This window comes from uncultured Flavobacterium sp. (assembly GCF_963922255.1).
Lineage (GTDB): Bacteria > Bacteroidota > Bacteroidia > Flavobacteriales > Flavobacteriaceae > Flavobacterium.
Genome location: NZ_CAWUIC010000006.1, coordinates 72,153 through 91,416, shown reverse-complemented (window position 1 = coordinate 91,416; position 19,264 = coordinate 72,153). Strand labels below are relative to the sequence as shown.

The window sequence follows — 19,264 nt, the reverse complement described above, 5'->3', positions numbered from 1 at the left end:
CTTTGGTGAATATTCGTTACGGTTTATTCGTGAAAAACTTACGGTTTATGTCAAAAACTCTAAACATACTTGTTGTTGATGATCATCCCATGACGACTGATGCTTATATAAACTTAATTACCACTTCAAAACAAGATTTGCATTTCAATTTTGAAAAGGCTATTGATTGCGAAACCGCATTTAAAAAAATTGAACAAATGTCAAATATTGGACATTCTTTAGATATAGCAATAATTGACATCGGATTACCTCCTTTTAGTGATGAAAAAATTACTTCAGGAACAGATATTGCTAAGTTGATAAGGGAGAAATTTAAATCTTGTAAAATAATAATACTTACAATGCATCATGAAGCGTTATTGTTAAATGATATTTTCAAAACAATAAATCCAGAAGGCTTTTTATCTAAAAATGATATTGATTTTCAAACATTTCCAGCTATGTTTTCTACTATATTGAATAGCAAACAATATATTAGTAAAACAATTTATGAGTCTTTAGTTACTTTATTTAAACAAAATATCAATTGGGACGAATATGATAGTCAAATTATGTTGTTACTAAAAAAAGGAATTAAAACGAAAGAATTACCTAAATATATAGATTTATCATTAAGTACAATTGAAAAAAGAAAAGCCAATATAAAGCTCCAACTTTTAGCAAAAAAAGGAACTGATAGTGAACTAATTGAAGTGGCAAAAAACTTAAATTTAGTATAATTAAATTAACTAATTTTGAATTCTTAAATTTTAAGATAAAATAATGTCTAAACTTCATCATTTCTTTTTCTCGCTGATCGTATTTATATTTAGTCTTCAAGGGCTTTTCGGACAAAGTATTTTGGATAATTTAATTATTAAAAAAACTTTATCTCAAGACTGGGAACTTGACAGTATCGATAAAAAAGGAACCTTTAAATTAGTTTCATATAAGCCTATTTATGTTACTGCAGGAAGATGGACAAACAAGCCAAATGTCTTGCCTTTTAGCGAAAATCCAGATTATTCGGCTACAGAAATTGATGATTATAATAAATATGAAGCAAAATTTCAAATTAGTTTTAAAACAAAAATTCTTCAATCAGCTTTTTTTGGGTTAGGTGATGTTTGGGTTGGTTATACCCAAAAAGCACATTGGCAAGTTTATAATAAAAAATTCTCAAGAGCTTTTAGAGAGCTTAATTATGAACCCGAAATCATTTTTAACTTTCCACTAAAAACAAAACTGTTTACAGGAAATATCAGAAATGTTGGTTTTGCTTTAAATCATCAATCAAACGGAAAAGATTTACCAAACTCCAGGAGTTGGAATAGAATTATTTTTAATATTGGTTATGAAAGTGATGATTGGATTGTAAATTTCAAACCCTGGATTCGATTAAAAGATGAAGATGATGAAAATCCTGAAATCATTAAATACATTGGTGACACAGAACTTTATGTAGGATATCATTATTTAAAACATGAATTTTATGCTATTGCAACACATCCTTTAACTTCCTTTAAAAAAGGAGGAATTCAACTAAATTATGTCTTTCCAATTAAAGGGCATATTAGAGGTCAAGCTCAATTTTTTCATGGTTATGGAGAAACTTTGTTAGATTACAATCACAAACAAACTACAATAGGAATTGGTATATCTTTTGCAAATTGGTAATATAAAAAACATCTATAAATTTAAACGAAAATCAATTTTAATTAATCAGATTTTACTATTTTTAAATTCAATTTGCTTTTAGAAATGAAAAAAGCCTTTTTTACATTACTTTTTATTTTTGTGACCAATTTAATGGAATCACAGACTGTTTCTATAGATAGCTTACAGTATTATGAAGGTAAAAAAGTAACTGTTTGTGCAAAAGTACAAGGTGTTTTTGTATCCAATAAATCAAAGAAAACTACGTTTATTAATTTTGGAAAACCCTATCCAAATCACAAATTTGTAGTTGTTATTTTTGAAAAGGACTTGATAAATTTTAAATATGACCCTGCTATATTCTTGAAAAACAAAACAGTTTGCATAACAGGAATTGTAAAAATGTATAAAGGTTTACCCGAAATAATTGCCACAAAAGAAGAACAAATTATCATTCAGAAAAACAAAACATAATGAAAATCTATTACTTACATGAAAACAATGTTAACATTGGTCCATTTAGTATTGAAGAGTTAAAAGAAAAAAAAATCACTTCTTTTACACCTATTTGGTGTGAAGGTTTTGAAAACTGGAAAATCGCTGGAGAAATTGAAGAATTAAAACCTATTGTTACTGAATTACCTTCACCAACTGAACAATTAACTACTGTTCCAAAAAATACTTTTCTAGGTTTTAACAGAAAAGGTGTCTTGGTCGTTTTGGCTGCTTTTCTGATTTTATTAATTACTTTGACATTGATGAATTATCAATCTCAGAAAATAATCGACATTGAAAAAACGAATAAGGAAATTCAAAAAGAAAATTACTTAAAAGAGATTGAAAAACAAAAGCTAAAAATACAAGAACAAAGTAAAGTCTTAACTGAGAAAGAACAACTTGAAAAAGAACGCTTCAATTCTGGAAGAAGAAAAGCTGATGAAGAAACCTATAAAGAGATATTAAGTGCAATTTCTAATAGTTATAGTGGATTGGAAGAAGCAAAACAAGATTTAGAAAAAGCAAAAGGATACAGAATCTTCCGTTCCGCTAAGAAAAAAGAGCAACAAATCAACGAAGCAGAGTACGAAATTGAAATTTGGAAACGCAAAATTGAACTTTTAAAGCTAGAAAAAAGAGAAATTGAAATTCGTTTAAATCAATAATCTTAAAAAAGTCTTGCCCTTTAATTGCTGGCATTGTATTTTTGCTTTATGAATGATAATTTCACTAATGAGTACTTTGGTATTGGAATCCAAAATGGTAAAACTCCAGAAAACCTTGGGGTTCTTTGGCGTTCTGCTCAAAATTTAGGAGCTAGTTTTATTTTTACCATTGGAAATCGATATGCTAAACAATCCTGTGATACCCACGATGTTGTTAAAGCACTGCCCTATTTTCATTACGAGACCTTTGAAGATTTTTATAAAAATTTACCCAAAGGTGCTCGATTAGTCGGTGTAGAATTAGATGAAACTGCTGAAAACTTAGAAACTTTTCATCATCCGAGAAGATGTGTTTATTTATTAGGTGCAGAAGATCATGGCATGTCTAAAAAAGCTATTGAAAAGTGTCATTCATTAGTCAAGTTTAAATCTGAAAAAAGTTTAAATGTAGCTGTTGCCGGAAGCATTGTTCTTTATGACCGAGGAATAAATAAACCAAGGTCATAAATTGAAACTATTATTTATCTAATAAATGCCTTACTACTGTTTCTGCAGCTTGTAAACCAAATTGTGCTGGCATCCAACTATTTGTACCATAAAATGATTTTTTGAAGTTACTCCCATCAGTCATTTTTATACTAGTCGTATCAGGTGCTTCAACAGAAAAAACAGCTTTTACACCTTTATTGATGTTAGCATTTTTAAGCCTTTTTCTAACATTCTTTGCCAAAGGACAAACTTTTGTTTTGCTAATATCTTTAACCATTACTTTGCTAGAGTCGTATTTTCCACCAGCACCTAAACAACTAACCACTTTAACCTTTTTACGTTTTGCAGCGATAATCAAATTTAGTTTTGGAGTTATACTATCAATACAATCTAAAACATAATCAAATTCTGGTGTAACAACTTCTAAAGCCCTTTCAGGAGAAAGAAATTCTTCAATTTTAGTTAAGCTTAATTCAGGATTTATATCTAATAATCGGTTTGCTACAATTTCAACTTTAGGTTGTCCAACCGTCGAATGCAAAGCAGGTAATTGTCTATTTATGTTTGTAATATCAACCGTATCACCATCAACAATTGTCATTTTTCCTATTCCTGCTCTTACTAAAAATTCAGCTGCGAAACTACCTACTCCACCTAATCCGACAACTAATATGTTGGAATTTTGTAATTTATTGATTCCTTCTTCTTTAAAGAGTAATTCTGCTCTTTCTTGCCACTTTGCCATTTTTATATATGTTGAATTGTTTAACTGTTTATTTGTTTAATTGATTGAAAACTTGATTAAAATTAGTTTTGATAACTTCTTTTAACTCTTCAATTTTTATATTTTTTATGTTTGATGCTTTTTGATATACATCGATAATTGTTTCTTCTATAGTATCTGTTTCGAGAAAAAATCTATCATTTGGAACGTAGTCAAAAACTTCTGACAATTCTGGATTTCGCAATAAATATTTCCCAAAAGACAAGTAAAAGTCATTATCTAAAAGTGAATTGGCCACTTGTTTGTTTTTAGAAAAACCGTGAATGATCATTGGATTTTCAACATTCATTTCTTTTTTAATCGAAATTACTTCTTGAAAAGCAGCTACACAATGTATAATTATTGGTTTAGATGTATTATTAACTAATTCAATTTGTTGCTGAAAAACTGTTGTTTGTTTTTCAAATGGAATTTCAATTCGTTTATCTAAACCACATTCACCTAAAGCTAAACATTCTGAAAGTTTTAATTTCTCATCGATTGATTTTAAGTCATCATTCAATCTGTTTTCGTCAATATGCCAGGGATGAATTCCGATTGAATAATTCGGAATTGCATCATCAAATTCCCATGGATATTGATTGACAACTTCTAAAATTGAATTTTCTTTTGAATAAGAATGAGTATGTAAATTGATGAATTCCATTAATCGTGAAACTTTTTAACTCCAGCGTTTATTTTTACTGCTAATTCATTTTCTAAAGGAACAATCGGACAAGAGTACTCAGGATTGTAAGCACAATAAGGATTGTAAGCTTTGTTAAAATCGATGATAACCTCATCTGAAGTTGGAATTCTCATATCCAAATAACGTCCACCACCATAGGTTTCAATTCCGTTTGTTTCATCTAAAAAAGGTAAAAACAAATAATCTTTAAATCCTTTTCTTTTCGATAAATCAATATTCTTATAAACCGTTAAAACCAATTCTTTTGAATCTATCCTAAAATGCAGTTCTCCATATTTGATATATTTTGGTTTTCTTGCTGTTGTAGTAGGCATTTCAAAAGGTTTTTGTCTTTTTAGCTTGATAAATTTAGCTTTTACAATAAACTTTTCATCAATTGGAAAAAAATCTAAACCTTCAAAATGCAATCTATCTTCTTCTGTTAACGGACTATGCAATGAATCTGCAAAAGAACGATTCAATGATTCTTGATATTCCTTACTAGTTTGTACTTTATCTTCTTGAGCAAAAAGATTTAAAGTACATATAAAAAACAAGCAGATTATTTTTTTCATTTCATTATTTTTTACAAAAATATATATTTTAAATTACATTCATTTCTTTTCGGCTTTTGTATTTTTGTACTTTCAAAAGATATGATACAAAAAGCTTTCCATAAATATATTGATAATTTTAGAGGATTTTCTAGAGAAATTTGGATATTAACCTTAGTTACTTTTATAAATAGAGCTGGAACTATGGTATTGCCTTTTCTATCTTTATATTTAAAAGAAGACTTGCATTTTTCTTTAAAACAAATAAGTTGGGTTTTAGTAAGTTTTGGAGTTGGCTCAATGGCAGGTTCGTGGCTAGGTGGAAAATTATCAGACAAAATTGGTTTTTATAAAATAATGATTTTTAGTCTATTTACTAGTGGATTGATGTTTTTTGGTTTACAATTTATTACCAGTTATGTTGGATTATTAATTGCCATGTTTCTTATCATGACAGTTGCGGATATGTTTAGACCAGCCATGTTTGTTTCCTTAGGAGCTTATGCAAAACCCGAAAACAGAACAAGAGCTTTAACTTTAGTAAGATTAGCTATCAATTTAGGTTTTGCTGCTGGACCAGCATTAGGTGGTTTAATCATTCTTTATGTGGGTTATAAAGGTTTATTTTGGGTTGATGGTACAACTTGCATTTTAGCAATCATTATTTTTGCCCTTTTGGTAAAAGAAAAAGCGAAATCACCTTATCAAGATAAAGAGCATCCTGGTGAAGTTTTGCGAGCTTCAGTTTTTAAAGACCATGTATTTTGGGTTTTTCTAGGAATGTGTTTAATTACAGGAATTCTATTTTTTCAATTATTCACAACTATTCCAATTTATCATAAGGAACAATTTAATTTAACTGAATTACAAACCGGATTACTACTAACATTAAACGGTGTTTTAGTCTTCTTCTTAGAAATGCCCATTGTGAGTTATATAGAAAAACACAACCTAAATCGATTAAAAATTGTGGTTTATGGGTGCTTGGCAATGGCAATAAGTATGTTTTTAATGATGGTTAATTATTGGTCTGGGATCTTAATTGTTATGATGTTGTTCATGACATTTGGAGAAATGTTTGCGTTTCCTTTTGCCAATTCATTTGCCATGGGAAGAGCACCAAAAGGTCATGAAGGAAGATATATGGCAATTTTTACCATGAGTTATAGTATGGCTCACATCTTAAGTGCAAGAATGGGTATGCAATTAATTGACAGCTTTAATTTTCAAACCAATTGGTTTTTTATGGGAAGCTTAGGATTAATTGGTGTTTTACTAGGTTATTATGCACTCAAATTGGTTAAAAAAGAAACAAAAACAAAGTTTCAACTTAAAAAGTAGTTAGATAACTATAAAAATAGTTGCGTAACTAAAAAAATAGTTATACATTTGTACTTCGACAGGCTCAGTAAGACAAAAACTATGACTATGCAAAAACTTACCAATAAAGAAGAAGAAATAATGCACATTTTATGGAACCTTAAAAAAGCGTTCGTAAAAGATGTATTGGCTGAAATCGTAGAAGATAAACCTCACTACAATACTTTATCAACTATTATCCGGAATTTGGAAGAAAAGGGATATGTTTCCTATACAGCTTATGGAAACACACATCAGTACTACCCTATTGTTACCAAAGAAGCTTATCGCAAAGAATTTATGAATACAGCTATTGAAAATTATTTCAATAATTCGTACAAAAATATGGTTTCGTTTTTTGCTGAAGAACAAAAAATTTCAGCCAAAGAACTTCGTGAAATTTTAGATTTAATCGAAAAAAAATAAGCTTATGGAAGCATTATTCACCTACTTTATAAAAGTCAATGGTTTACTGTTAACCTTCTTTTTGGCCTATTATTTTTTATTGCGAAAAGAGACTTTTTTCAATAAGAACAGATGGTTTTTGTTGTTAGGATTATTTGCTTCTTTAGTTTTACCCTTAATCACTTTTACCAAAACAATTTGGGTTGATCCAAGTCCGGTTATTTATGAAACTGTTACCACTGACTTTGTTCCCTACATAATAGAAAATAAAGTTATTGAAGAACCAATTGACTGGATTTCAATTCTATTTTATGTTTATTTAGGAATTTCAGTAGTATTTATGGTTAAGATTTTAATCGAAATACTTTCTTTTTTCAGAATTATAAAATTTGGAAATAGAACCAAAACAAATGAAGCTTTATTAATTGATAACGAGTCTAATGCAAATCCTTTTTCATTTTTTAATCATATTGTTTTTAATAGGAGAATGTTTACTGAAGAAGAATTACAACATATTATTTCTCATGAAAAGATTCACGTAAAAGAAAAGCATTCTATTGATGTACTAGTTTCAAAAATATTCTGTGCTTTGTTTTGGGCTAACCCAATTATGTGGTTTTATCAGAAAGAAATGCTTCAAAATCTAGAATATATTGCAGATGCCAAAGCTTCAGTAATAACTCAAGACAAAATAAATTATCAAAAAACCTTATTAAAAGTGGTGACTAATCAACACCAACTAAGTATTACCAATCAATTTTATCAATCATTAATCAAAAAACGAATCGTTATGTTAAACACCAATCCATCCCATCAAAAAAATTCGTGGAAGTATGCTTTAATACTTCCTGTTTTAAGTGCTTTTATGTTGCTTTTTCAAGTAGAAACTGTGGCACAAGTTAAAGAACAAGTAGCCAAAGAAACCAATTATGCTATTTCTTCAAATTATTCATCTATACTTACAAAAAACACAACAGATAGAGAACTTAAAGAGCTTGAAGAAACGTTTTCTAATGAAAATCAGAAGCTTGCTATTTCGAAAGTAAAACGCAATAAAAAGGGTGAAATCATTGAAATAAAACTAACTTTTGATTCTGGAAAAACATACAATCAAATTTTAGAGCGAAAATCATCCGAACCTATAAAGGATATTAAAATTTATGTTAATTCAGACAACAATAATACTATTACTTGTGGGTTTATTGAAGTTGACAATAAAGCAGCTTATGTAGAGGTTTTAGACGAAAATGCTATTAATGTAAATGGTTTTTCCAAAACATCTCAAGAATATTGGAGCATGGATAACATGACTAAGAATGGGAAAGAAGTTGTCTTAATCATTAACGGAAAAATAAAAGGAGCTACTGAAAAAGTAAAAATTCCGTTAAATGAAGAATTAGGCGATATGAATGAACTAACTCCTACTGAATTCGAAAAAAAATATAATAAAAAAGCAGATCCTAATAAATATTATTATGAAGTTGAAACTGTAAAAACAGTGGGTATTAGTTGGGATGAAGCTAAAAAAATATCTGAAGTTCAAAAAAAGAATACCAAAGAAAAAAAAGCACAAACAGGTTTTGGATTAACTTATGAAACAGAGACCTATTCATCTGATGAAAATATTTCAAGAATAAAAGAAGACAACTCAATAGACTTTAAAAAAGCTTTACTACTCTTGAATAACAAAAAAATTACTTATGAAGAACTAGACCAAATTGAATCAAATAGCATTAAGCAAATAATTTCTTTAAGTGGTAACGAAAAAATTATTCAAAAGTATGGTCAAGAAGCAAAAGATGGAGTAATTATTATAAATACTGAAACACCAATTTTAGTTAATGAAACAAAAAACAAAGAGGTAGATTTTAAATTAGAAAACAATAATTCAGGATTTATCATATCTAAAAATTCTAGAGAAGAAGATTTACTTTTCTATAAAAATACATTGGAAAAAAGCGATATTAAATTTTCTTACAAAAACATAAAAAGAAATAGTAAAAATGAAATCGTTACAATATCGTTATATTTACAAAGAGGATTAGAAAATATAGAATTAAAAATAAAATCTGATGAACCAATTGACAAGTACTTTATTGGAACAGAAAATAACGAAATAATCATTAGAAAGAAAAAATAATTCTATTTAAAGTCTAAACCCAAACCACAAATCTTTATTAATTTGTTAAGATTTGTGGTTTTGTTTTTTCCTATATTTGTAAAAAAAGAAATGTATAAATTATTAGCTAAACTTAACAAGCTCATCTTACCCAGTCTGACTAAAAGTGGTTTGGATATTACAAAAGCTAAAAAATGGCAAAAAGCTTTATTGGCTTATCGTTATTTTATAACAGTTAAAAGTTTGGATTAAACTAATACTTCAAAGCTGCAAAAATTTCATACTCAGAAATCTTTTCTCTACCATTTAAGAAAGCAATTTCCATTAAGAAATTACATTGTACTATATTTCCACCTAATTGTTCTACCAGTTGGCAAACAGCTTTTATTGTTCCACCCGTTGCTAAAACATCATCATGAATTAGGATATTTTCTCCTTTTGCAATCGCATCGGTATGCATTTCTAACACATCAGAACCATATTCTAGTTCATATGAAGCTGATATTGTCTCAAAAGGTAATTTTTTTGGTTTACGAACAGGAATAAATCCAACACCTAATCTTTGCGCTAAAAGCATTCCAAAAAAGAAACCACGACTTTCCACTCCAACGACTTTATCAATCTTTTTTCCTTCTAAAGAACTGACTAACAAATCTAAACATGCCTGAGTAGCTTCAGCATTTTGTAGCAAAGGAGTTATATCCTTAAAATTAATGCCCTTTTTAGGAAAATCTTGAATGTTTCTTATATAGTTTTCAAAATTCATTTCTTTATTATTTTTTTTAATTTGGTTTGCAAGTTACACAAATATACTTATATTTGCACCCACAAAAAAGGCCTCGTGGCGCAACTGAATAGCGCATCTGATTACGGCTCAGAAGGTTACTGGTTTGAATCCAGTCGAGGTCACGAATAAACAGTATATAAAAGAAAAATCGCCAAGTTCACTTGAGCGATTTTTCTTTTATATACTGTTTTCAAAGCGGAGCTTTGATGGATGCTGCGAAGCAAAATCCAGGTCGTGAAATATTATAAAAACATTAATTACAGTAATTTGTGTCCATTTCAAATTCAATTGAAAACTTAATTTTTATTTCATTACTTTTGAAAAACTAACTAACCAATTCAAATTTTAATGAAAAATATCTCCTTAGCAGAAATTAACGAAGCACTTAAAGGAACAATAGTAGGAAACTCAAACCTAATACTTACAGCTCCTGAACAAATTGAAGTTGCCAAAGAAAACGAAATTACTTTTATAGGTCATAAAAAATATGAAAAACTTTGGGAAACATCAAATGCTTCTGTTGCTGTTGTAAATGAAGATATTTCTATAGAACCTGGTGAAAACAAAGCGTTTATTAAAGTTAAGAATGCTGATTTAGCTATGTCGCAGGTTTTGGAACTCTTTGCTCCTGCTCCACCACTATTTCACCAAGAAATTCATCCAACAGCAACCATTGATGCTTCGGCTACAATTGGAAAAGGAACAAAAATTGGTGCAAATTGTTATGTTGGACCAAATACTGTAATTGGTGAAAATGTAATTTTATATCCAAACGTTACTATTTTAGATGAATGTACTGTTGGAAACAATACCACTATTTGGTCTGGAACCGTAATTAGAGAGCGTTGTCAAATAGGAAGTCATTGTATTTTTCATCCAAATGCTACAATTGGTGCTGATGGATTTGGTTTTAGACCTTGTCCGGAAAGAGGTTTAGCTAAAATTCCTCAAATTGGAAATGTAGTAATTGGAAATTATGTAGAAATTGGTGCAAATTCTTGTGTTGATAGAGGAAAATTTAGTTCAACAGTAATTGGTGATGGTTGTAAAATTGATAATTTAGTCCAAATTGGACACAACTCAAAAATGGGTAAATTCTGTATAATGGCTGGAAATAGCAGTTTAGCTGGTTCTGTGACTTTAGGAAATGGTGTAATCATTGGAGGAAGTGCTTCACTAAAAGATCATATCACTGTTGGTGATGGTGCTATTATTGGTGCTGGTTCTGGTGTAACTGCTGACGTTCCTGCTAAAGTAACCATGTTGGGTTATCCTGCAGTGGAAGCTAGAACTGCTTTGAAACAATGGGCAATTTTAAAAAGAATGGCAACGAGTTAATTATGAATTATGAATTGTAAATTATGAGTTTCTTCTTCTAATTCATAACTCATAATTTACAATTCATAATTATCTTTAATAACTTTTCGAATAGAAACAAATCCAATTTTATCCAATTGGATTTTTTCTTTTGTAACCCAAATCAATTCGTTAATTTCATCTTCAGCAGTAATGCTTATTTGATCGGAATTGACTTCATATTCATAAAAAATATCCATAGTTCGATAAGGAACATTTCTGTATAAATAGTTATTTGGTGAAGTTGTGATGTATTTTAAATCTTTAGGAGTTAAATCAATTCCCAATTCTTCTTTTAATTCGCGACAAGCAGCTTCTTCGGCATTTTCGTTTGGATCTATAAAACCACCTGGTAAATCCCATTTTCCTTTGTCTGGGTCAACGTTTCTGACTGTGAATAGAATTTTTTCATAGTGTTTAATAATTACGGCTACAGCAGCCGCGATGTTATGATACAACACAAAGTCGCAAGAATTACAATGAAACTTGAAATCATTTTCAAAAGAAAAGTCTTCTGATTTGCAATTTGGACAAAAATTGAAAAAGGATTTTGACATTTTTTAATTAATTTAATCAAAAATAACATTTTTAGATTAATAAGATTCTTAGTTTTTTAATTTTAACGTAATTTAGCCAAATGATTAAAGTAGTCCTTTTAGGTTCAGGAAATGTAGCTTCACATCTTATAAAAGCAATAGAAGCCAATGGTGCTATTGATTTAGTTCAAGTATTTGCTCGTTCCAAAAAATCACTTGAAAACTTAATTGATTCCTCTAAAATCACAACTTCATTTGCTGATTTAAAAAAAGCTGATGTTTATGTAATTTCGGTTAGTGATAAAGCTATTGAAGAAGTTTCTAATCAAATTCCGTTTACTGATAAATTAGTGGTGCATACTTCTGGCACAATGGATTTTAGAGTGATGCATCCTAAAAACAAACGTGGTGTTTTTTATCCTTTACAAACGTTTTCAAAGAGTAAAGAAGTGGATATGAAATCGGTTCCTTTTTGCCTAGAAACTGAACATGAAGAAGATTTCGAATTTTTAGAAAATTTAGCGAAAAGCTTATCCAATTCGGTTTATCGAATCAATGGAGAACAACGAAAAAGTTTACATATTTCAGCTGTTTTTGTCTCTAATTTTGTCAATCATATGTATCAAATTGGCAATGCCCTTTGTGAGGAAAATAACGTTCCTTTTGCTATCTTGCAGCCTTTAATTGAAGAAACAGCTAATAAGATAAAAACGCTAACTCCAACTGATGCACAAACTGGTCCAGCCATTAGAAATGATGAACCAACGATTCAGAAACATTTGGAAGCTTTAGAAAATCCAACTTATAGAGAATTATACAGACAACTAACATTATCCATACAAAATGTCAAAAAGCTATAAAGAATTAATGAACGATATCACTACATTTATTTTAGATGTAGATGGTGTTTTAACCGATGGAACCATTCACGTTACACAAACTGGAGAAATGCTTCGTCATATGCACATTCGTGATGGATACGCTATGAAAGCTGCTGTAGAAAATGGCTACACGGTTTGCATCATTTCTGGTGGAAGTAATGAAGGTGTTCGTATTCGTTTACGCAATTTAGGTATCACAGATATTCATTTAGGTGTTCCCAATAAAGTAGAAACTTTCAAAGAATTCACTGAATTATACAACATCAAACCTGAACAAGTTTTATACATGGGTGATGATATTCCAGATTTTCATGTGATGAAATTAGTCGGATTACCAACCTGTCCACAAAACGCTGTTCCCGAAATCAAAAACATAAGTAAATACATTTCGCACATCAACGGTGGAAAAGGTTGCGTAAGAGACGTAATCGAGCAAGTGATGAAAGTGCAAGGCAAATGGATGGAGCATTTTGATGCGAAGTTTGATTGATTTTATTTAGTAAAAAGTAATAAGGGATAAGGCATAAGTTAAATATGTTTAATCCGAATTACTTATCCCTTTTAACTATTCCCTAAACTCTAATAACAAAAAATGAATTTCCTAAAACTAATACGTTACCAAAACCTACTAATTATCGCACTAGTTCAAGCGGTTTTTCACTTTGGATTTTTAAAACAACAAGACGAATTACTACTTGCTTTAAATGATATTGAATTTGTATTATTAATACTTGCAACAGTTTGTATTGCTGCAGCTGGTTACATTATCAATAATATTGTGGATCAAGAAACAGATGCCATTTCAAAGCCTGAAAAAGTCATTGTTGGCAAACATATTTCAGAAAAAACAGCTTACAATTATTACTTAGCTTTTAATATTGTTGGTGTTATTCTTGGCTTTTTTTTAGCTAATATTATTTTTAAAGAAAGTTTTGCGGCTATTTTTATAGTAGTTTCGTTTGTATTGTATTTGTATGCAACGCAATTTAAACAGAGTCTATTGGCTGGAAATTTTCTAGTTTCATTTTTAGTGGCTTTTAGTATTATATTAGTAGGTGTTTTTGATTTATACCCAGTGATTACTGTTGAAAATCGTCAGTTTTTGAATGTACTTTTTCAAATTATACTCGATTATGCTCTTTTTGCATTTCTATTGACTTTTATAAGAGAAGTTGTTAAAGACATAGAAGATTATGAAGGAGATTTAAAAACAGGAATGAATACATTACCAATTGTATTAGGAAAAGAAAAAACACAAAAAGTCATTTTTGGAATTAGTTTCATTCCATTATTAGCACTACTCTATTATTTAAATGAAAATTTCACTCATTTAGAATATGTTATTTATTATGTTTTAGGATTAGTTGTAGCTCCCATGCTTTATTTTATTGTAAAACTTTGGCCTGCTAAAACCCAAAAAGACTTCAATCATTTAAGTACAGTTCTAAAATTCATAATGATTACTGGAATATTATCGATAATTGTAATTACGTATAACTTAAATAACTTAGCAACTCTTGGATAATTTTCTATCAAATAAAAAAATCATTTTAGCTTCTGGTTCACCAAGAAGACAACAATATTGCAAAGAATTAGGCTTGGATTTTTCGATTCAATTAAAAGAAGTCGAAGAAATTTATCCTGAACATTTAACGCATCATCAAATTACTGATTTCTTAGCCGAATTAAAAGCCAATGCTTTTGAAAACGAATTAGCTGAAAACGAAATCTTAATTACGAGTGACACCATTGTTTGGCATGAAAATAAAGCTTTAGGTAAACCAAAATATTACCAAGAAGCTTTTGAAATGATACATTCAATGAGTGGAAAAACCCATGAAGTTATTACGTCTGTTTGTATTAAAACAAAATTAAAATCAGAGGTTTTTCACAGCATTACTAAAGTAACTTTTATAAATTTAACCAAAGAGGAAATTGATTATTACATTACCAATTACAAACCATTTGACAAAGCTGGTGCTTATGGAATACAAGAATGGATTGGTTTAATTGGAATTTCAAAAATTGAAGGTTCCTATCCAAATGTTGTAGGGTTACCCGTTGATAAACTTTATGCTAAATTAAAAGAATATGTTTGATACAATTCAAAATAAATATCTACACGAAGAAATTTCGACCATTGTAGTTATAGTTGTGTTTTTGCTTCTTCGCTATTTTTTAGCCAAAGGAATTAGCAAGTATGCTAGGTCAAATGAATCGTTAGAACATCGAACAAATTTAGTTATCAAGTATGTAAATATTCTTTTGAGTTTATTAGCGATTATAACTATTGTAGTAATTTGGGGTGTTAAAAAAGACCAATTATTTCTATTCACTTCATCCATTTTTACCATTGTTGGTGTAGCTGCTTTTGCACAGTGGTCATTATTAAGTAATATCACAGCTGGAATAATATTATTTTTTTCTTTTCCTTTTAAAATTGGAGATCATATAAAAATTTTGGATAAAGATTTTCCTATTTCTGGTGAAATAATAGATATAAAAGCGTTCTATGTTTTATTGAAAACTGAAGATAATGAATATATTACTTATCCAAATAACCTTTTAATGCAAAAAGGGATTTCAGTTCTAAACAACCATTCTGAGCACCAAGAATTTACTGATTAACGTTATTTTCATTTTCTTATGAATAATAAATTACTGCCTGAGTATATTATTGAATTTGAATATTCGATAGATGCTAAATCCTATTATCAAATGCTTTTCTCAAAAGCAATTTTAGATTTAAACTGGAATATAGGAGAAATCAACTCTAACCATATCAAAGCAACAACCACAATGAGTTTATCCTCTTGGAGTGAACAAATTGATATTACATTATTAGATAACAAAGCAATAGTTTCAAGCAAATGTATTGGTAACCAAATATTAGATTGGGGCAAAAACAAAGAAAACGTTGAACTTTTAATTCAAAAAATTGAGTTTTTAAAAACCGAAATTAATATTAGTTCTAATAATTTAGAAACTGAAAATTCAGAAAATTTCAAAGAAGACAATTTAAAAATCAATAGCCTAAAAAAAGAAAAGTCTCTCAAAGATTTCTTTACAATTTTCATCCCAACCAAAGATTATATATTTACACCGTTATTAATAATTGCAAATATTTTATTTTTTGTAATTATGGCAATAGATGGAACTAACATAATAGAACCTCAAGGAGAAAAATTAATTTTTTGGGGAGCAAATGTTAGAGAGCTTACAATCAATGGAGAATGGTGGAGATTAGTTTCATGTATGTTTATACATATTGGAATCTTGCATCTTTTAATGAATTTATATGCCTTAATATTTATTGGAATGTTGTTGGAACCTCTAATTGGCAAAAATAGGTTTATCGTTGCTTATCTAATAACTGGATTTATTGCAAGCACAGCAAGTTTATACTGGAATACATTTGCAATAAGTGCTGGTGCCTCAGGAGCTATTTTTGGCTTATTTGGTGTGTTTTTAGCACTTTTAACAACTACTCATATAGAAAAATCTGTAAAAAAACCTATGCTAATTTATATCTCAATATATATTGGAATAAATTTAATAAATGGATTAAAAGAAGGAATTGATGCGGCTGCGCATTTAGGTGGTTTAGTTTCTGGATTTGTGATTGGATATGTATATTATTATGGCATGTTAAATAAAGAAAATAGAGACCTAAATTATTGGATTTTAGGAATCGTATCCTTTCTAGGAGTTTCAACTTCGTTTTTAGTCATTGAGTCTATTCCTAATCCATTAAAATACTACCAGTTTGAAGAAGAATCAACAAGTACTGAAGAACCAGGCCTAAAATATTTTAAACTTTATGAAACTCAAATGAAAGATTTTGAAGCTAATGAAGTTATGGCAATGGAGATGTTTACTTTTCAAGGAAACAATAAAGAAAGTTATCTCTATCAGATAAAAGACAGAAGTTTATATTTTTGGAAAGAAAACTTAGAAATTGTTAGAAAAATTGAAAAATATAGTTTGCCAAAAGAAATTTTAGATCATAATAAATTAGTCAAAAAATATGTGATTCTTAGAATTAAGCAAAATGATATGTTATATAACACCATCAATCTCGAAACCGAACGATATAAAAAAGATTTAATAGAAGTACAACAAGAAATTGATAATATTCTTTTTTCATTACAATAATAGATAAAAAATAACGTCTTCATTAAAACATGAGTAATTTTAGAAACAAGTATCATTCGAATTTGAAAAATGAATAGTAAAAAAAACTTATTACTTTTTTTCTTGGTGTTTTTGTTATGTACTATTGGTTTTTCTCAAACTAATCCTAAAGAGAAAGATACGGTCAAAATGTACCGAAATATTGAAGATTATTCCAAAAAAAGAGGTTTTACAAAGTTTTTACACAAACTCATTTTTGAACCTACAAAAAAAGGATATAAAGGTAACTCTGTAATTACAAAACAAATTGAAAAAAACTATTCGAGTTATGATGGTAAAATTGTTAGAAACATAACCATTGAAGTAATGGATCCTTTTGGGTTTTCAGTTACAGATAGTACTCAAAAACCAAATAATTTTGTAGAGCGAACAGGAAATAAGATTCATGATAAAACAAGTAATTGGACCATTAAAAATTTATTACTCTTTAAGAAAAACAAACCTCTAGACACTTTATTATTAAAAGATTCAAAACGTATTATTAGAAGTCAAAAATATGTTAGAAGAGTTGAAATTGATGCCGTTTTAATTGCCGAAAAATCAGACTCTGTTGATATTCATATTAAAGTATTAGATGCTTGGAGTACAGTTCCTGATTTTTCAACTACAACAAATAGATCAACATTTAAATTAAATGAATACAATTTTTTAGGTTTCGGTCACCAATTAAAGAACTCATACCAAAAAAGTTTGACTAATAATGAAAGTGCTTATAGTGTTGACTATATAGTTCCCAATTTCAAAAACACTTATATCAGTACAACTTTGAGTTATGATATTGATTTAGATAAAAATTATGATAAGCATATCAACATTGAGCGACCATTTATTTCTGCCTTCACAAAATGGGCTGGTGGAATAAAAATTGGCCAACTCTTTAGAAGCGAAATTCCTATTGACACAACATTTATTAGCGATAAACAAAATTTTAAATACAACAATCAAGACTTTTGGTTAGGAAGGTCGTTCCAAATTTTTGGTAATGATACCGAAAAAGATAGAACTACTAATTTCATTTCATCAGCTCGATTTTACCGAACAAATTATTTAGAAAAAGCTTCACCTTTATATGATACTGCTGATTTTTTTTCAGATGAACAATTATATTTAATAGGTTTTGGAATTGCATCTCGACAATTTGAACAAAAAAGATATATTTTCAACTATGGAATTATTGAAGATGTGCCAACCGGAATTGTCTATGGGATAACAGGTGGTTACCAACGTAAAAATAATGCATATCGCTATTATTTTGCGGGTCGATTTAGTTTAGGAAAATTTTATAATTGGGGCTATTTGAGTTCTAATTTAGAATATGGAACTTTCTATAGAAACTCATCTGAACAGACAGCTCTTTCTCTTAAACTAATTTATTTTACTAATTTAATTGAAGGTAGGAAATGGAAATTTAGACAATTTATTAAACCTGAACTAACAATTGGAACCAACAGAATTGATTCCAGATTCGATAGAGTTACATTAAATGACAACGACGGAATTAGAGGTTTTAGAAGTGATATACTGTATGGAACAAAGAAAGCACTTATAACTTTTCAAACACAAGGATATTCACCTTGGAGTCTTTGGGGTTTTCGTCTAAATCCTTTTTTAAGTTACACTTTCGGAATGATCAGTGATGAAAATGATCACTTTACCAAAAGCAAAATGTATTCTCAATTTGGAGCTGGACTAATAATTAGTAACGATTATTTAGTTTTTGACAGTTTTCAAATTTCATTTTCATTTTTTCCTAGTATTCCTGGTGATGGTAATAATATACTTAAAACCAATTCATTTAAAACTGAAGATATAGGCTTTCAAAACTTTGATTTATCTAAACCAAGAATTGTGGAATATAAATAGTCATGAGAATTATATAAGTAAGTCTTAAAATTATGTAACGTGTTTTTTTTCCTTTTGTTGAACTTTACAACTTCAATAAAATGAAAATTAAAACTAATCTTAATACATATATTTTATGAAAACTATTATCAACAAAATGTCATTTACAACGTTATTTATGGTCTTGATAATGTCATTAATTCCAACGTTAACATTCGCAAACGAAACAATAATCGCAAATCCAAATTCTGAAGTTCCTGCAAAAGTTCAAGTTATGCTAGATCGTTTGGAAGAAATTAAAGAAATGGACAAATCAAATCTAACTAGAGCTGAGAAAAAAGAGCTTAGAAAAGAAGTAAGATCCATAAAAAAAGAATTAAGATCAACCGGTAATGGAGTTTATTTATCTGTTGGTGCAATAATAATAATTATACTACTTTTAATTTTATTATTGTAATACCAAAAACTCAAAATGCAGAAAATAAACATTTTA

The 19,264-nt window shown here is 29.0% G+C and carries 23 protein-coding genes and 1 tRNA gene; 19 read left to right on the top strand and 5 right to left on the bottom strand.

Going from position 1 to position 19,264, the window contains the following annotated elements; genetic code table 11:
- Positions 1–47: 47 nt before the first annotated feature.
- The 5 genes from AABJ49_RS06605 (at position 48) to AABJ49_RS06585 (ending at position 3,305) form a co-directional block, all read left to right on the top strand.
- A complete protein-coding gene (locus tag AABJ49_RS06605; protein ID WP_338377196.1) occupies positions 48–719 on the top strand; it encodes a response regulator in 672 nt (223 codons plus the stop codon).
- A gap of 43 nt (positions 720–762) precedes the next feature.
- Positions 763–1,656: a phospholipase A gene (locus AABJ49_RS06600; protein WP_338377194.1), complete on the top strand. Its 894-nt coding sequence runs from the start codon at positions 763–765 to the stop codon at positions 1,654–1,656.
- Between the two features lie 132 nt (positions 1,657–1,788).
- On the top strand, positions 1,789–2,109 hold the full coding sequence (locus AABJ49_RS06595; RefSeq protein WP_338377191.1) for a hypothetical protein: 321 nt from the start codon (positions 1,789–1,791) through the stop codon (positions 2,107–2,109).
- A complete protein-coding gene (locus AABJ49_RS06590) occupies positions 2,109–2,798 on the top strand; it encodes a DUF4339 domain-containing protein (protein ID WP_338377189.1) in 690 nt (229 codons plus the stop codon). Before AABJ49_RS06595 ends, AABJ49_RS06590 begins: the two co-directional genes overlap by 1 nt.
- 48 nt (positions 2,799–2,846) lie before the next feature.
- A complete protein-coding gene (locus AABJ49_RS06585) occupies positions 2,847–3,305 on the top strand; it encodes an RNA methyltransferase (protein WP_338377363.1) in 459 nt (152 codons plus the stop codon).
- A gap of 10 nt (positions 3,306–3,315) precedes the next feature.
- Here the strand turns inward: AABJ49_RS06585 and AABJ49_RS06580 are convergent, their stop codons facing one another.
- Genes AABJ49_RS06580 through AABJ49_RS06570 form a run of 3 tightly spaced genes read right to left on the bottom strand, consistent with a single transcriptional unit; the run spans position 3,316 to position 5,313 of the window.
- Entirely contained in the window at positions 3,316–4,032 is a 717-nt protein-coding gene (locus AABJ49_RS06580; RefSeq protein WP_338377187.1) for a tRNA threonylcarbamoyladenosine dehydratase, read from the bottom strand.
- Positions 4,033–4,060: 28 nt separating this feature from the next.
- The gene (locus AABJ49_RS06575; protein ID WP_338377185.1) at positions 4,061–4,717 is read right to left on the bottom strand and encodes a TatD family hydrolase; all 657 of its coding nucleotides are present in this window, start codon (positions 4,715–4,717) and stop codon (positions 4,061–4,063) included.
- Entirely contained in the window at positions 4,717–5,313 is a 597-nt protein-coding gene (locus AABJ49_RS06570) for a DUF1684 domain-containing protein (RefSeq protein WP_338377183.1), read from the bottom strand. The genes AABJ49_RS06575 and AABJ49_RS06570 overlap by 1 nt, the downstream gene beginning before the upstream one ends.
- 81 nt (positions 5,314–5,394) lie before the next feature.
- Here AABJ49_RS06570 and AABJ49_RS06565 point away from each other — a divergent pair, with 81 nt between their 5' ends.
- From AABJ49_RS06565 to AABJ49_RS06550, 4 genes are all read left to right on the top strand, one after another.
- Positions 5,395–6,633, top strand: a complete 1,239-nt coding sequence (locus AABJ49_RS06565; RefSeq protein ID WP_338377181.1) for an MFS transporter — start codon at positions 5,395–5,397, stop codon at positions 6,631–6,633.
- 87 nt (positions 6,634–6,720) lie between these two features.
- Positions 6,721–7,077, top strand: coding sequence for a BlaI/MecI/CopY family transcriptional regulator (locus tag AABJ49_RS06560; RefSeq protein ID WP_338377179.1), 357 nt, complete (start codon positions 6,721–6,723; stop codon positions 7,075–7,077).
- Between the two features lie 4 nt (positions 7,078–7,081).
- Complete coding sequence (locus AABJ49_RS06555) at positions 7,082–9,196, top strand: M56 family metallopeptidase (RefSeq protein WP_338377177.1); 2,115 nt, start codon at positions 7,082–7,084, stop codon at positions 9,194–9,196.
- A 90-nt stretch (positions 9,197–9,286) separates the two neighbouring features.
- Positions 9,287–9,427, top strand: coding sequence for an SsrA-binding protein (locus AABJ49_RS06550; RefSeq protein WP_338377174.1), 141 nt, complete (start codon positions 9,287–9,289; stop codon positions 9,425–9,427).
- Between the two features lies 1 nt (position 9,428).
- Here the strand turns inward: AABJ49_RS06550 and AABJ49_RS06545 are convergent, their stop codons facing one another.
- On the bottom strand, positions 9,429–9,941 hold the full coding sequence (locus tag AABJ49_RS06545) for an adenine phosphoribosyltransferase (protein ID WP_338377172.1): 513 nt from the start codon (positions 9,939–9,941) through the stop codon (positions 9,429–9,431).
- A 69-nt stretch (positions 9,942–10,010) separates the two neighbouring features.
- Here AABJ49_RS06545 and AABJ49_RS06540 point away from each other — a divergent pair.
- Both AABJ49_RS06540 and lpxD read left to right on the top strand, forming a co-directional pair.
- Positions 10,011–10,084 (top strand) — tRNA-Arg (locus AABJ49_RS06540).
- A 226-nt stretch (positions 10,085–10,310) separates the two neighbouring features.
- On the top strand, positions 10,311–11,300 hold the full coding sequence (lpxD, locus tag AABJ49_RS06535; RefSeq protein ID WP_338377170.1) for a UDP-3-O-(3-hydroxymyristoyl)glucosamine N-acyltransferase: 990 nt from the start codon (positions 10,311–10,313) through the stop codon (positions 11,298–11,300).
- 56 nt (positions 11,301–11,356) lie between these two features.
- On the opposite strand, the gene AABJ49_RS06530 is transcribed toward lpxD, so the two are convergent.
- A complete protein-coding gene (locus AABJ49_RS06530) occupies positions 11,357–11,875 on the bottom strand; it encodes an NUDIX domain-containing protein (RefSeq protein ID WP_338377168.1) in 519 nt (172 codons plus the stop codon).
- An 80-nt stretch (positions 11,876–11,955) separates the two neighbouring features.
- On the opposite strand from AABJ49_RS06530, the gene AABJ49_RS06525 reads away from it, so the two are divergent.
- The 8 genes from AABJ49_RS06525 (at position 11,956) to AABJ49_RS06490 (ending at position 19,228) form a co-directional block, all read left to right on the top strand.
- Positions 11,956–12,714, top strand: a complete 759-nt coding sequence (locus tag AABJ49_RS06525; protein WP_338377166.1) for a Rossmann-like and DUF2520 domain-containing protein — start codon at positions 11,956–11,958, stop codon at positions 12,712–12,714.
- The gene (locus AABJ49_RS06520) at positions 12,698–13,225 is read left to right on the top strand and encodes an HAD-IIIA family hydrolase (protein ID WP_338377164.1); all 528 of its coding nucleotides are present in this window, start codon (positions 12,698–12,700) and stop codon (positions 13,223–13,225) included. Before AABJ49_RS06525 ends, AABJ49_RS06520 begins: the two co-directional genes overlap by 17 nt.
- 102 nt (positions 13,226–13,327) lie before the next feature.
- Complete coding sequence (locus AABJ49_RS06515) at positions 13,328–14,260, top strand: geranylgeranylglycerol-phosphate geranylgeranyltransferase (RefSeq protein WP_338377162.1); 933 nt, start codon at positions 13,328–13,330, stop codon at positions 14,258–14,260.
- On the top strand, positions 14,253–14,834 hold the full coding sequence (locus AABJ49_RS06510; protein ID WP_338377160.1) for a Maf-like protein: 582 nt from the start codon (positions 14,253–14,255) through the stop codon (positions 14,832–14,834). The genes AABJ49_RS06515 and AABJ49_RS06510 overlap by 8 nt, the downstream gene beginning before the upstream one ends.
- Entirely contained in the window at positions 14,827–15,363 is a 537-nt protein-coding gene (locus AABJ49_RS06505) for a mechanosensitive ion channel family protein (protein WP_338377158.1), read from the top strand. The genes AABJ49_RS06510 and AABJ49_RS06505 overlap by 8 nt, the downstream gene beginning before the upstream one ends.
- An 18-nt stretch (positions 15,364–15,381) precedes the next feature.
- Positions 15,382–16,890 (top strand): rhomboid family intramembrane serine protease, encoded by a 1,509-nt coding sequence (locus AABJ49_RS06500; protein WP_338377156.1) that lies wholly within the window; start codon positions 15,382–15,384, stop codon positions 16,888–16,890.
- A gap of 69 nt (positions 16,891–16,959) precedes the next feature.
- Entirely contained in the window at positions 16,960–18,792 is a 1,833-nt protein-coding gene (locus AABJ49_RS06495) for a hypothetical protein (RefSeq protein ID WP_338377154.1), read from the top strand.
- 115 nt (positions 18,793–18,907) lie between these two features.
- Positions 18,908–19,228: a hypothetical protein gene (locus AABJ49_RS06490; RefSeq protein WP_338377152.1), complete on the top strand. Its 321-nt coding sequence runs from the start codon at positions 18,908–18,910 to the stop codon at positions 19,226–19,228.
- Positions 19,229–19,264: the final 36 nt, after the last annotated feature.